The following is a 12,773-nucleotide window of genomic DNA, read 5'->3' on the forward strand; positions in this document are numbered from 1 at the left end:
AGTTGCGTGCGTTTTTGCCAGAACGGGGATTCTGGCATGGGCATTACTTCCGAAGGCCACGCAGGTAACGTGTGAAAAAGGCTGCTCCAGCTTCTAAATCCGCCACGGTGATGAATTCGTCCTTTGTATGAGCCTGCGCGATGCTGCCTGGGCCGATGGCGACGGCGGGGGTGCCCGCAGCCGCGAGGAAGGCGGCATCACAGAACCACGGGGCACCCGTGAGCGTGCCCCCGGTGTCGATCAGATGCTGGATGTACGTATTCGCCGGATCGGTATCGAGATGAAAGGCCTGACTGGCCACTGTGACCTGCGCGGTGGGGTCGATGGCGGTGACAAAGTCCGTGAGCAGCCGCAGGGCACCACCAGCGCGGTCGAGGCCCGGTGTGGTGCGTAGATCGACCCGCAGGCGACATGCATCCGCGACGATGTTGCTGCGCGTGCCGCCGTGGATCATGCCGAGATTGATGGTGTTCACGCCCAGCCACTCATCGGCACCGCCTTTTTCCACCAGGAGCTCGCGGAAGTCGGTATCGAGCGCCTGCACGATGCGGCTCATTTTGACGATGGCATTGATGCCTAGCTCGGGGGTGGCTCCATGCACGGCGAGGCCGGTGGTGTGAATGTCTGCCCATAGGCAGCCTTTGTGCCGAAAGACGGTCTTTAGAGAGGTGGGCTCGCCAATGATGGCTAGGTCATAGCGGCCATGATGCGCCGCAAAGTGCCGTGAGCCATGCTGCGCACTCTCCTCGGACATGAATCCGGCGAAATGCACCTCCACGGGCAGTTCATGCAGCTCATGGCGTGTTTCATACAGAGCCCAGAGCATGGCTGCCATGGGCCCCTTGGTGTCTGAGGCACCTCGGCCCCAGATTTTGCCCTCGCTCAGTTCCGCCGCGAAAGGGTCGATGCTCATGCCTCCGACGCTCACGGTATCGGTATGTGGCGCGAAGAGGATCTTCGGCTTGGACTTACCGATGGAGGTGGGGAATCGCCCGATGACATTCGGCCGACCGGGCTCGACCTCCTCCAAAACAGCCACGGCACCACAGTAGGCGAGAAAATCCGCCACATAGGCCGCGCAGGCCGCCTCGCCGGTCTGTGAGGTGCCAGGATCACCATCTGGATTCACCGAAGGAATGCGGATCAGCGCCTGGAGTAGCTCAATGACATTCTGGGGCGGGTTTTGCATGATCGGCCCTTAGCTCGCTCGCCGAGTGGTTGCAACCTGGGGCAAAACGAATGCCGCTTTTCCACCGAGGTAGCCGCGCTTTCCGGTCTATTCGGCCCTTTAGTTTGAGAACCCTTCGAGGTAGGTGTGGGTGTTTGGCCATGAATGAAAAAGGCCATGTGGGGCTCCTCCCGTTGCAGCATTTTCTTCTGAGGACTGAGAATGCATTGACGAAAGGCCAGCCCATGGCGCATAGCTGCGGACAAAGCCCATCCCTGCCCCACCATGTCACGCAAGCTCTCCCACATCGTCTTTGCCCTGATGGCGGTGTTTTTTGCGTGTTTCTTTGTCTATCCGGTTTGGGCAGCGTTGCGAGAGGCCTTCATCGAGCCTGGGCCACAGGGGCGTTTCACCCTGGAGTTCGTCGGGGAGGTGTTTCTGAATGCGATCTACCGTGAGGGGCTGATCAATTCCTTCCTCATCGCCTTTTGGACCACCCTGGGCAGTCTCATCGTCGCGGTGCCGCTGGCGATGGCGTATGTGCGCTACAGTTTCCCAGGCCGCACTTTGCTGAACTCACTGGTGCTGCTGCCGATGATTCTGCCGCCTTTTGTGGGTGCGATCGGGGTGAAGGCCATGCTCGGTCAAGCTGGTGCAGTCAATAGCCTGCTCATCGCTCTAGGGCTGATGGATGCCGCGCAGCCGGTGAATTGGCTGGGGGAAGGCCGCATGGCAGGAGTCGTCCTCATGGAGGTGCTGCATCTCTACCCTGTGATCTATCTGAATGCCGCTGCCGCGCTCGCCAGCCTCGATCCTGCGCTGGAGGAGGCTGCTGCGAATCTGGGCTGCACGGGCTGGAGGCGCTTTCAGCGCATCACGTTGCCGCTGATCCTGCCGGGAGTCTTTGCGGGGGGCACGATCGTCTTTGTGTGGGCTTTCACGGAGATGGGTGTGCCACTGGTGTTTGATTTCGAGCGGGTCACGGCTGTGCAGATCTTCCGTGGGGTCAATGACCTCAGCGGCAATCCTTTCCCGTATGCGCTGGTGGCGGTGATGTTGGCCTTCAGCACGCTTTTTTATGGGGCGGGGAAATATTTCTTTAGCGGTGGCACGGCCACAGGCGGCGGACGAGCCACCACGGGCCGTGAAACGATCCATCTATCCAAATACGCCGGATGGGCCGTCACGGCGATCTTTGGCCTAGTGACCTTTCTGGCCGTGGTCCCGCATCTTGGCGTGATTTTGCTCTCCTTTTCACGGGACTGGTATCAGACCGTGCTACCAGCCACGCTCACGCTTTCCCACTACCATGATGCACTCGGTCATGAGCTGACGCTGTCCTCCATTACCAACAGCCTCAAGTACTCCTGCTTTGCCGTGCTGGTGGCTCTGATCCTGGGCACAGGAGTGGCCTACGTCAGTGTGCGCACCCAGATCTGGGGCCGCCGTGCGCTGGATGCGATGGCGATGCTGCCGCTGGCGGTGCCAGGCATTGTGATGGCCTTTGGCTACTTAGCCATGACGCGGCCTGGGCAGCCCTTTGACTGGATCATGCTGGGGGAGGACCCTGTGCTGCTGCTGGTCATCGCCTACGCGGTGCGGCGACTGCCGTATATCGTGCGCAGTGCGGCGGCTGGTTTTCAGCAAGTCAGTCCGACGCTGGAAGAAGCCGCCGAAAACCTCGGAGCCAGTCCAGAGCGTGCCCTCTGGCGTGTGACACTGCCGCTCATCGCGCCGAACTTGCTCGCCGGAGCCCTGCTAGCCTTTTCCTTTGCCATGCTGGAGGTCAGTGACTCGATGATTCTGGCGCAGCAGACGAGGCACTTCCCCATTACCAAAGCCATCTATTCACTCATCCTCGGCCTCGGCAACGGCCCGAACATCGCCAGTGCCCTCGGAGTCTGGGCCATGGCCTTCCTAGGCGTCACCATCCTCGCTGCGGGCATCATTTTGGGAAAGAAGCTGGGAGCGCTGTTTCGAGCGTGAGGCCACAGAGCGCTTTTTTCGTCGTTAGCGCAGGTCGGGGCGGGACGCTGATATGCACCGAGTCATGATGTTTTGTGAATTCGCGGTAGCGGACTGGCAACAGAATGAAGACAACAGAATGCGGTTATTCTGTTGTCTTCATTCTGTTGCCAATAATCACAAATCATGGAGGCGAGAGATAGATGCCACCCGGTCTCTAGCGGTATTGCTCAGGGCGGTCGATGGGGAGGAGACCGAGCGGGGCCACCTGACCAGGGCGTAATCTCTGACCACTGAGGCTAGGGGCATCACGGGCCAGCCACGCGGCGACCTGGATGAGCCCCGTGGCTCCCTGGGGAGAGGTGGCGTAGAGTGCCTGGGCACTTAAAATCGATCGGAAAAGGAGCGGCGCGGCCTCGGAATCGAGCGCGGGCAGGGTGAGAGTTTGCTTGCCCGCAATGCGTAGCGTGGAGCGGCTCCAACTGGCGGTAGCACCTGTCATGAGGTCTTTCCCATCGATGCTGATCGCGAGATCGAGCGGCTGAGGGGTGAGATTCCGCACCATGAGGCGGTAGGACTGCCCTGCCGTGCCCGCGACGAGGACCTGCCCACCACATTGATGTGTTTCGAGCCACTTGCCTGTTTTGGCATCTTGGAGGCCGAGGGCGAGCGTGCCGTCCCCCATGGTGACAAGGCCCTGGACTCTCTCCGCATTGTCCCCCTGGATAGCGATGAGGTGCTCCAGCAGCTCAGGGGCGGCATAGCAGGCCCGTGCGACGAGGTGCGGCGTGGCAGACTGCTGTGCGATGCGGAACGGCGTGCCGTGGTAATCGAGCCCACTGTCCTGCTGCCAAGAGGGGAGCAAGGTGGAGTGCGAGCAGGAGCAGAGCGTCAGAATGGGAGCGAGAAAGAGGACACGAAACATGCGGGGCAGGCATATACGGCCTGAGCGCGGCTTCTTCCATCAAAAGGGCCTCAGACATGGCGCTCGGGCCGCTTCAGCAGCTCATGCGGAGCGGGCTCGATCTTTTCGCGGAAGCGAGTGGGGATCTCGATCGCCTTCATTTTGCCCGTGGCGGGATCTCGGCGCACACAGGCAGCGGTGACGCGGCCTTCTGCGGCGAGCACGCCATCCTTTTTCCAAAAACGCACGAGGTGGCGGATCACCTTGGAGCGGACTTCCTCGACGAGCAGCTCGCACTCGAACTCCTCCTCGAAATGCAGTGGAGCCATGTAGTCGCAAGAGGCATGAACACGGGGCCACCCGACACGCTCCTCCCCCATGTGGGCAGGATCGACAATGGAAAAGCCCAGGCTCCGAAAGAAGGCATGCTCGACACGCTCCATATAGCGAAAGAAGTTCGAGAAATGCACAATCCCCGCCAAATCGGTGTCGGAAAACTGAACGCGCTCGGAGCAGGTGAAGCGGTGGGCCATGATGGTGACGAATGGAGGGCGGAAAGCCGCCCCGCGCAAGCATTCCGGTCAAAAACTCCGCGCCATCTCTTGCATGCCTCTCCGCACTCTCCATGGATGGGCACTCCCCTTCCCTTTTCCTTTATTTTTCCACTGAATGAGCGACCCGATCCGGCATGAGTGCGGCATAGCCGTCGTGCGGCTGAAAAAGCCGCTTGGCTACTATCATACCAAATACGGCAACGCCCTGTACGGCCTGGATGCCCTCCAGGCGCTGATGCAAAAGGAGCGCAATCGCGGCCAGGACGGCTTCGGCATCGGCTGCTGCAAACTGGGCATGCCCGCAGGCCTACCTTATATGTTCCGAGAGCGCAGCACCGATAGCGTGGAGCGGATCGGCCAGGCCTTTGATGAGCTGCGCAAGGAAATGAAGCGCATCGCACGCCGCATCGACAAACAGCGCAAAGACGAACGCGACCAGGAAGGGCGTGAATTCATCCCCTTCGAAGAAGATCCCGCCGCCATCAAACGCGAGTTCGAGATGGCAGGGGAAATCTATATCGGACACCTGCGCTACGGCACCACCGGCGATTTTGGCAAAGGAGCACTGCACCCCTATGTGCGCCGCAGCACCTGGCCCACCCGCAGCCTCATGGTGATGGGAAACTTTAACCTCACCAACACCAACGAGCTGAACCAAATCATGCTCAAGCGTGGTCAGCACCCCGTCTTCGGCACCGACACACAGAGCGTGCTCGAAGAAATAGGCTTCCAGCTCGATGAGGCACACACCGAGCTCTACCACACCATCCGAGACAGCGGCGTGCTAGGCACCGAGATACCAGACCTCATCAGCGAGCGGCTCGATGTGGGGCAAATCATCAAAACCTCCGCCAAAAACTGGGACGGCGGCTACGCCATCGTCGGCGTCGTGGGAAATGGCGACCTCTTCGCCATGCGTGACCCCAGCGGCATACGGCCCTGCTTTTATTACGAGAACGACGAGATCTTCGTCATGGCCAGTGAGCGTGTCGCGCTCATGTCCGTCTTTGGTATCGAGGAGGGGGACATCCATGAGCTCCCCCCTGCCCATGTCATGGTCATCAAGGCAGATGGGACACAGAGCCTCCAGCCCTTCACCCCCGCCAGGGACTTCAAGCCCTGCTCGTTCGAGCGCATCTACTTCTCCCGCGGCAACGACTCCGCCATCTACCGCCAGCGGAAGGCACTCGGGGAAGAACTCGTCCCCCAAGTCGTCGAATCCATCGACAATGACTTCGAGCACACCGTGCTCAGTTTCATCCCGAATACGGCCGAGACGGCCTACTTCGGCTTCCTCGATGGCCTGCGAAAAGCACGCCGCTCCGTGGTGCGTGACGCCTTGGTCGAAATGCTCAAAGACGGTAAATTCGATGCCGAGGACGAAAGGAAACTCGATGATCTCGTCCTGCGGAATTGGCCCCGCGCCGAAAAAATCGCCCTCAAAGACATCAAAATGCGCACCTTCATCGCCCAGGAGACAGGGCGTGATGCGCTCGTCTCCGGCAGCTACGACATCACCTACGGTGTCGTCACGGAGAAGGACAACCTCGTCGTCATCGACGACTCCATCGTGCGCGGCACCACCCTGAAGAAAAGCCTCCTGCGCATCCTCGCCCGCACCAATCCACGGCGCATCATCGTCTGCTCCACCGCGCCGCAGATTCGCTACCCAGACTGCTATGGCATCGACATGGCCGAGCTTGGCAAATTCATCGCCTTCCAGGCTGCTGTGTCTCTCCTACGCGAGCGCGGTCAGAGCCACGTCATCGGCGAGACCTACGATGCCTGCAAAGCCGAGCTCAGAAAGCCCAAGGACCAAATGCGCAATGCCGTGAAGGCCATCTACGCCCCCTTCAGCGACGAAGAAATCAGCCACAAAGTCGCCCAAATGATCAGCCCCGAGGAGACCCCTTGGCACGGCGAAGTGAAAGTCATCTACCAGACCATCCCAGGCCTCCACAACGCCCTTGGAGCCGAATTCGGAGATTGGTACTTCAGCGGCGACTACCCCCACCCCAGGTGGATATGCCACTGTGAACAACAGCTTCATCCTCTACTGCGAAGCAAAAAGTGGCCGCGCCCACGAAGCACTGCTTTAAGGCAGTTTAGCCTCTCCAATCCAAACTAGAGACCGACTTTGTGTTTCACAAAGTCTTTCCACGACGCCTGCGGAGCAGTGCGAGGCTAGAGACACCGAGCAGAATCGCAGAGCCCGGCTCTGGCACCGGTGTGTAATGGTACTTCACCTCCCACAGACTGGACCAATCGTAGTTGTGACCTTCAAGCGCCACAGCCTCAGCGGGAGTCGAAATATAGCTAATAAGAGCATCCGCAGTAAATGTGGCAGAAGCCGTGCCCGTGCCGATGAAGAGAGAGGTATTCGGCAGGTTATACACCGTCGAGTCCGACCATGCAAAGGAGGGGCCATTCGTGGGCGACATAATGCTGAAAGGAGTGGTGACGTTCAAGACCGTGACAGAGTCTGCAATGTCATAATTGTCGATCACCGGCACAAACCCAGCAGTCAACCAAGCGCTCCCCCCATCCACATTGATGGTTTGCCCACCGAACATCGTAATATCGAGTTGCGGAGGCGTTGAGCCTGGCCCGAATTCTGCCGACCAGTCCCCGGTTCCCTCCGTTACAAGGCAGAACTCCACGCTGTTCAGGGTTCCTAGATTCGAATCGAAAAGGTTATAGGTAAAGCTGTTGGTATAGTTCGACCCGGTTGCATTCGCCCAAAGGGCGCTGAAGGTACCACTACCGCCAGAAACCGTATCCGCCTTAGAAGACGCAGAAAATGCCAAAATTAGCAGAATTGTGGCTAGCGATGTTTTTAGCTGTTTCTTCATATTAGAATTACATAGTTCTAACTATTTTATAATATATATCAAATTAAATTTACACTTTTGCCATATATTTAATAATTTAAGACTGCTAGGAAATCTTTACAAACAGCTCCAAGAGGGCTGCTGAATGGCTGTAGAACGGTATAGCCATTGATGGCGAGTAGGCATGGAAGGCATTCGCGACACAAAAAAGCCGCCGCACTGTTTTCACAGCGCGGCGGCTTAGAGCGTGGCTCAAATCACGAATTACTTCGCGGGGACGGCATAGACCTGCACTTCGCAGTAGTGGTTCATGTCGCTGGCGGTGTTGCCAGCGCTCCAGAGGCGGACATAGCGGCCTTTGGCTCCTTTGCCGTCGATGACACGGCCGTGGTTGGTTTCAATGTAGGCTGGGTCAGCGCCTTTGCCCATCTTCTGCGTTTCGTCGTGGTCGCTGTTGAAGATGGTGGTGACGCCGTTTTTGAACTCGGCATCGTCAGATACCTGAACAATGACGTCGATGTAGGCCTGCGCCTGCTTGTGGTAGTGCCACATGGCGACTTTGCCGATGTCGTGGCTCTTTTCGAGGTCGATCTGCACCCACTGGAGGCCGGGCATGAGCTCGACAAAGGAGCCGTCTGCACCGTCAGGATCGCCGTCGGTGACGAGGGTGAGGTCGCCGATGATGGGGGCGGTGTCAGAGGACGTGACTTTCTTGCCCTGGGCGACGTTCACAGTGCCTTTGGCGGCCATGAAGGTCTTGATGACTTTGGAAGGATCTGGCTTTTCGAGGTTGGGCAGCTCGGTCGGCGTGGGGGTGCCGATGAACATGGCGGTGGGGAATTTCAGGACGACTTCTTCCTGCTCGCCAACAGGGGCGGCAGCGGCGGCGGTGCGGCGGCGGGTGCGGCGGCGGCAGCAGGAGCAGCAGCCGGTGCACTACCAGCGGCGGCAGGTGCGGCGGAGTCGGACTTCTTACCGCAGGCGGCAAGGGTGAGGGCGAGCGCAAGGCTGCCAAGGGTCAGTGTGGTGCGTTTCATGTGTTTTTTGGGGGAGATGGATTTCTGATTTTAGATTCCTGACTCCTGATTCAGCTTCCGTGTCGCGAGGGGCGAATCAGGAATCATGAATCCAGAATCAGGATTGACTCAGATGGCGAAGTCCTCGGGCTTGAAGATGTATTTGGAGCCGGTTTTGGCGGCTTCGTAGGCTTTGAGGACGGTGACGCAGGAGCGGTAGGCCATATCGACCGGGCAGGTGACATGGGCGGGGTTTTTGGCCTGCACGGCTTCGATGAAGTTGTTGATGTGATGGCCGTGGGATTTGAACTTCATCTTTCCAGCGAGTTCCCACTGGGAGAGTGCCTTGCTCTCGCGGGCGTCGGCGAGGCTGACGGCACCGTAGGACGGGGGCTTGGGCTTTTCCCAGTCACGTGGGTGCTCCCAGAATTTGTTTTTGGCCTTTTCCTGCGCTTTGAAGATGGGCGCATCGGCCTGAAGGGCGATGTCGTCCAAGTTGGCACCGGGTTCGGCGTAGAGCTGGTTGCCGTTGGTTTCGAGTTCGGAGATGATGGCGGTGCCCTGGATACCCATGTGCTTTTCATAGGCCCCCTGGGAGCCGGTGGTGGTCAGCACCTGGTAGTAGGCGCGGAGGAGGCCCATTTTGGTCTGGAACTCATAGAGGCACATCATGTTGTCCGGCAGTTCGTACTGCGGGCGGCCATCCTTGCCGTCGTAGTAGTCCACACCGCCAGTGGCGATGACGGAGACGGGGGTGGCTTCGTACATCCAGTTGAACATGTCGATCTGGTGGGCTCCGAGGTCGGAGAGAGGGCCTCCGCCGTATTTGGCGAAGAAGCGCCAGTTACGGTACTCAAAGAAGTTGTTGTAACCGTGCTTGCTGAGCACGCCCTGGTCGATGTCGTAGTTTTTGACCGGGGCGAGGGGTGTGGAGCCGGAGACGCCGCGGTTCCACTGGGCGTAGCAGTGAGTGACACGACCGAGGAGGCCCTTTTTGATGATGTTTTCCCGCAGATTGATGTAGCGGGGGCTGCTGTGGCGCTGGTGGCCGATCTGGAAGACCTGACCGCCGAATTCTTTGCCTGCTTTGGCCATGTCGAGTGCGCCTTCGATGCTGTTGGACATCATTTTCTCGCAATAGACCTGTTTGCCTTTGGAGAGGCAGAGGCGGGAGATGGGCGCGTGCAGGAAGTCCGGCGTGGCGATGAAAACAGCCTCGATGTCGGTCTGCTTGGTGAGCATTTCCTCGACGTCTTCGTAGATCTGGATCTGCCCATCGACCTGATGTTTGTTTTCGGTGAGGAAGCCACCGCGAGTTTGGGCGATGGAGTACTTCCAAATGTCGCACATGGCGACCCACTGGATGCCGGGGACGTCTTTGGAGGCGATTCGCAGCGCCTTACCTTGAGCTCCGCAGCCGATGAGGGCGCACTTGATGGTGCGGCCTGCGGCGGTCTGCTGGGCGATGGCGGTCTTGCTGGTGACGAGATGGACGGCGCTGCCTGTGAGCGCGGCGGTGCGGATGAAGCCGCGGCGATCAAGGTAGCGGGAAAGGGGGGCGGGCGTGGTATTCATGCTTGTGAGGGTCACGAGAGAATGGGCGGGCGAAAAAAGGGTGACAGCGAAGGGCGGATTACTCCGCGCATGCTGCTTTCTTCTTGCCGCGTAGGATGCCGTCGAGGGAGAATTTCTTGGCGTGGGCCGTCATGAGCGCCAAAGCGGTCAGACCGATGGAAAGGCCGATGTTGGTGACCATTTCATTGTCATCTGGCAGTGCGGAGAGACCAAAGCCCAGCATGAGGAAGACCAGACCAGCAGCGAGGAGACCCAGCTCGGCGAAAAGGCCGACGATGACCCACAGGCCGACGGGCAGGAGGATGTAGCCGATCACGGAGGCAAAGGATTGGCACATGGACTCCGGGAGGAAGGAGTTTTCAGTCATCAGCTTGGCGATGGGGGCGGACTTTTTCTCGTAGTTTTCCAGCGCAAAGGTGGTCGTCGGGCCGTTGCCCCAGCGGAACTTGTCCAGTCCAGCCATGAAAAGACGCAGACCGACCCAGAGACGCAGCAGGAGGTGGGCGTAAGCTGGAGCGAGATTGGAGCAGCATTTGTGAGCGTGGGAGCCTTCAGACATGATGGTGGACGGGGTTAGGTGAGGTTGGGGGCCGAAATGAACGGGCGAGGGGCGCGGATTCTGGCGGGTGATAGGGGGGAAATCCAGCAGAAAGTCGTAAGTTGGCAGGGGCTTCCTTTCCTATCTTTTCAGATTAATGGCACCCGCAGCCACTACCGCAGCCACCACCACCACGTGGGGCGGGTGAGCTGCTAGTCCCACCGCCCATCATACCCGTGCCACCAATGGGGACACGGCGGACGGGGGTGCCATTGTCCGGGTGGTGCGTGAAGGGGGCGTCTTTCATGCTCTGACGCACTTCGAAGCGCTTGGGGGCTTCGCCTTCAGTTTGGGGGATGGTTTCGTAGATGTAGGTTGGCATTGGAGTGGATGATGTCGGATTTACTGATTGTAAGAACGGTTTTCGTCAATGCGGTAGATGCATGCTGGCTTGGGATCTTTCTCCATGTCCGGTGCCTGATATGGCTCTTGCGGCATGGCGGGTTTGTCGGTATGCGGTGCGGCCTCTTCCACTATGAAATCCTCCTGGACTCTACGACTCGTTCGGGCCGTGTTTTTTTCTCTCTCGGTCTTTGTCGGCATGGCCGCGACACTGAGTTTTGGGCAACCAGCTTGGCTAGGTGCACTGTTGGGAGTCGGGTATTGGGGGGTGCTGCTCACTCTAGATCATGTGCTGAATCGCTCCACACTGCGGGAGTTCTCCAATGCCACCATCGGGCTGGCCATCGGGTTGCTCTGCGCTTGGTTGGTCACTCGTGTGGATATTTTCGAGCTCGATTACATCAAGAGCCAGGAATACTCCGTAGCTACGCGCAGCATCTTCGGCTTCTGTATTTATGGAGTCCTCTCTTATCTAGGCATCACCTTTGCCCTGCGCAGTGACCGGGAGAATTTCGCCTTTCTGATCCCTTTTGTGCGCTTTCGCCGTGAGGCCTCCGAGGGCGAGCCGGTGGTGCTGGATGTCGGCACCTCGTATGATTCACGGGTGCCGCGTCTGTTTGAGACGGGTTTTCTGAATGGCACGGCCGTGGTGCCGCGCTTCGTGCTGGATGAGCTCCAGCGCATGGCGGACTCCACGGACGCCGCGCTCGCTGCACGGGGCAAACGCGGCCTGGAGCAAATGGAGAAGCTCCGTGGCATCAAGGACATGCGCGTGACCATCCATGAGGACGCGGGTGATGCCAAAATGAGTGCCGATGCACGGCTCGTCGCCCTCACCCGCGAGGTGAATGCCCGGCTACTCACGCATGATGAGAGTCTGGCACGCGTGGCACGCCTGCGCGGCATCACTGTGCTGAGCCTGCCCGAGCTAGCATCCGCACTCGTCGTCGAGACTGCGGCGGGCGATGAATTCAGCATCACCCTGACGAAGCCGGGCAAAGAAAAGCATCAAGCCATCGGCTACCTGGAAAATGGCACCATGATCGTGGTGAATCACTCTGCGCAGCTCATCGGCCAAACGGTCGCGGTCATCGTCTGCGGTGCCCACATGACTAGCGCGGGCAAATTGGTCTTTGCAGAGCTCAAGCAGGCCTGAAGCGGCCATCACCGCGATTCATTGTCCGCCACGCGGTGTCCGCCTAGTTGACCGATCACAGCTTCGGCGCAGCTCAGGAAGTCATTTTGCTCCACACGGCAGTTTTTGGAGTCTTTGAGCTGCACCGCCGCCTGCATCCGAGCGATGAAGAGATGCCGCACCTGCACCTCACGGCATTTTTCCAGCAGGATGCCGCTGCTGCCACCGCCATCACGCAGCGTGCAGTCCTGGATCTGGGACTCCGCAGCGTTCTTCAGTGTGATGCAGGCGGCGCTTTGATTCGGAAAAAAGCAGCGCTCCACACGCAGTCCGGTCACATCATCCGCCACCAGAGCGGTGGTGCCGCCCTCGATGGTCAATTTACGGATGAGCACGGACTCACACTTCCCGTGCAGCTCAAAGGCGGTGGTTTTGGGCAAGAGGATGGTGGTATCGGCATCCAGTCCGGCGATGAGCAGCTTATGCGCATCACGGATCACCAGCGGCTTCTCCAATTCATGCCGCCCAGGCGGGATCACCACCTCACTGCCCTTTTCGGACTTCAACGCCTCATCCAGAAAGCGCTGAAGCTCCGCCGAGCTCAGCGCATGCGCCGAGCTCAGAGCGAAAAGGGACATCAATAGGCAACGCAGCATCATCCGTGGCAGATACATGGAAAAACAGC

At 59.1% G+C, this 12,773-nt stretch carries 12 protein-coding genes and 1 pseudogene; 3 read left to right on the forward strand and 10 right to left on the reverse strand.

Going from position 1 to position 12,773, the window contains the following annotated elements; translation table 11 throughout:
* Nucleotides 1-43: 43 nt before the first annotated feature.
* The gene (locus tag IPK32_02300; GenBank protein ID MBK8090847.1) at nucleotides 44-1,189 is read right to left on the reverse strand and encodes a M20 family metallopeptidase; all 1,146 of its coding nucleotides are present in this window, start codon (nucleotides 1,187-1,189) and stop codon (nucleotides 44-46) included.
* A gap of 264 nt (nucleotides 1,190-1,453) precedes the next feature.
* On the opposite strand from IPK32_02300, the gene IPK32_02305 reads away from it, so the two are divergent.
* On the forward strand, nucleotides 1,454-3,154 hold the full coding sequence (locus tag IPK32_02305) for an iron ABC transporter permease (protein MBK8090848.1): 1,701 nt from the start codon (nucleotides 1,454-1,456) through the stop codon (nucleotides 3,152-3,154).
* Between the two features lie 196 nt (nucleotides 3,155-3,350).
* Here IPK32_02305 and IPK32_02310 read toward each other — a convergent pair whose 3' ends face one another.
* Together IPK32_02310 and IPK32_02315 are read right to left on the reverse strand one after the other, a co-directional pair.
* Nucleotides 3,351-4,058 carry a hypothetical protein gene (locus tag IPK32_02310; protein MBK8090849.1) on the reverse strand — a complete coding sequence of 236 codons (708 nt, stop codon included), beginning with the start codon at nucleotides 4,056-4,058 and terminating at the stop codon, nucleotides 3,351-3,353.
* Nucleotides 4,059-4,108: 50 nt separating this feature from the next.
* Nucleotides 4,109-4,570: an acyl-CoA thioesterase gene (locus IPK32_02315; GenBank protein ID MBK8090850.1), complete on the reverse strand. Its 462-nt coding sequence runs from the start codon at nucleotides 4,568-4,570 to the stop codon at nucleotides 4,109-4,111.
* 136 nt (nucleotides 4,571-4,706) lie between these two features.
* Here IPK32_02315 and IPK32_02320 point away from each other — a divergent pair.
* A pseudogene (locus IPK32_02320) lies at nucleotides 4,707-6,690 on the forward strand (amidophosphoribosyltransferase).
* 45 nt (nucleotides 6,691-6,735) lie between these two features.
* On the opposite strand, the gene IPK32_02325 reads toward IPK32_02320, so the two are convergent.
* The 6 genes from IPK32_02325 to IPK32_02350 all read right to left on the reverse strand — a co-directional run bounded on the left by IPK32_02325 (nucleotide 6,736) and on the right by IPK32_02350 (nucleotide 10,933).
* Nucleotides 6,736-7,443, reverse strand: a complete 708-nt coding sequence (locus IPK32_02325; GenBank protein ID MBK8090851.1) for a choice-of-anchor E domain-containing protein — start codon at nucleotides 7,441-7,443, stop codon at nucleotides 6,736-6,738.
* Between the two features lie 243 nt (nucleotides 7,444-7,686).
* Nucleotides 7,687-8,250, reverse strand: a complete 564-nt coding sequence (locus tag IPK32_02330; GenBank protein ID MBK8090852.1) for a hypothetical protein — start codon at nucleotides 8,248-8,250, stop codon at nucleotides 7,687-7,689.
* 14 nt (nucleotides 8,251-8,264) lie between these two features.
* The gene (locus IPK32_02335) at nucleotides 8,265-8,459 is read right to left on the reverse strand and encodes a hypothetical protein (protein ID MBK8090853.1); all 195 of its coding nucleotides are present in this window, start codon (nucleotides 8,457-8,459) and stop codon (nucleotides 8,265-8,267) included.
* Between the two features lie 108 nt (nucleotides 8,460-8,567).
* On the reverse strand, nucleotides 8,568-10,013 hold the full coding sequence (locus IPK32_02340; protein ID MBK8090854.1) for a Gfo/Idh/MocA family oxidoreductase: 1,446 nt from the start codon (nucleotides 10,011-10,013) through the stop codon (nucleotides 8,568-8,570).
* A 58-nt stretch (nucleotides 10,014-10,071) separates the two neighbouring features.
* A complete protein-coding gene (locus tag IPK32_02345) occupies nucleotides 10,072-10,572 on the reverse strand; it encodes a DoxX family protein (protein MBK8090855.1) in 501 nt (166 codons plus the stop codon).
* Between the two features lie 133 nt (nucleotides 10,573-10,705).
* Nucleotides 10,706-10,933, reverse strand: coding sequence for a zinc ribbon domain-containing protein (locus tag IPK32_02350; protein ID MBK8090856.1), 228 nt, complete (start codon nucleotides 10,931-10,933; stop codon nucleotides 10,706-10,708).
* A 189-nt stretch (nucleotides 10,934-11,122) separates the two neighbouring features.
* Here IPK32_02350 and IPK32_02355 point away from each other — a divergent pair, with 189 nt between their 5' ends.
* Entirely contained in the window at nucleotides 11,123-12,109 is a 987-nt protein-coding gene (locus tag IPK32_02355) for a hypothetical protein (protein MBK8090857.1), read from the forward strand.
* 8 nt (nucleotides 12,110-12,117) lie between these two features.
* Here the strand turns inward: IPK32_02355 and IPK32_02360 are convergent, their stop codons facing one another.
* Nucleotides 12,118-12,726 carry a right-handed parallel beta-helix repeat-containing protein gene (locus IPK32_02360; protein ID MBK8090858.1) on the reverse strand — a complete coding sequence of 203 codons (609 nt, stop codon included), beginning with the start codon at nucleotides 12,724-12,726 and terminating at the stop codon, nucleotides 12,118-12,120.
* Nucleotides 12,727-12,773 lie beyond the last annotated feature (47 nt).

Source organism: Verrucomicrobiaceae bacterium (genome assembly GCA_016713035.1).
In the GTDB taxonomy this organism is placed as follows: domain Bacteria; phylum Verrucomicrobiota; class Verrucomicrobiia; order Verrucomicrobiales; family Verrucomicrobiaceae; genus Prosthecobacter.

Excerpts from the sequence above, each read along its gene's own strand:
- IPK32_02300 (MBK8090847.1), bottom strand. The coding sequence starts at position 1,189 with ATGCAAAACCCGCCCCAGAATGTCATTGAGCTACTCCAGGCGCTGATC.
- IPK32_02305 (MBK8090848.1), top strand. The coding sequence starts at position 1,454 with ATGTCACGCAAGCTCTCCCACATCGTCTTTGCCCTGATGGCGGTGTTT.
- IPK32_02310 (MBK8090849.1), bottom strand. The coding sequence starts at position 4,058 with ATGTTTCGTGTCCTCTTTCTCGCTCCCATTCTGACGCTCTGCTCCTGC.
- IPK32_02315 (MBK8090850.1), bottom strand. The coding sequence starts at position 4,570 with ATGGCCCACCGCTTCACCTGCTCCGAGCGCGTTCAGTTTTCCGACACC.
- IPK32_02325 (MBK8090851.1), bottom strand. The coding sequence starts at position 7,443 with ATGAAGAAACAGCTAAAAACATCGCTAGCCACAATTCTGCTAATTTTG.
- IPK32_02330 (MBK8090852.1), bottom strand. The coding sequence starts at position 8,250 with ATGTTCATCGGCACCCCCACGCCGACCGAGCTGCCCAACCTCGAAAAG.
- IPK32_02335 (MBK8090853.1), bottom strand. The coding sequence starts at position 8,459 with ATGAAACGCACCACACTGACCCTTGGCAGCCTTGCGCTCGCCCTCACC.
- IPK32_02340 (MBK8090854.1), bottom strand. The coding sequence starts at position 10,013 with ATGAATACCACGCCCGCCCCCCTTTCCCGCTACCTTGATCGCCGCGGC.
- IPK32_02345 (MBK8090855.1), bottom strand. The coding sequence starts at position 10,572 with ATGTCTGAAGGCTCCCACGCTCACAAATGCTGCTCCAATCTCGCTCCA.
- IPK32_02350 (MBK8090856.1), bottom strand. The coding sequence starts at position 10,933 with ATGCCAACCTACATCTACGAAACCATCCCCCAAACTGAAGGCGAAGCC.
- IPK32_02360 (MBK8090858.1), bottom strand. The coding sequence starts at position 12,726 with ATGTCCCTTTTCGCTCTGAGCTCGGCGCATGCGCTGAGCTCGGCGGAG.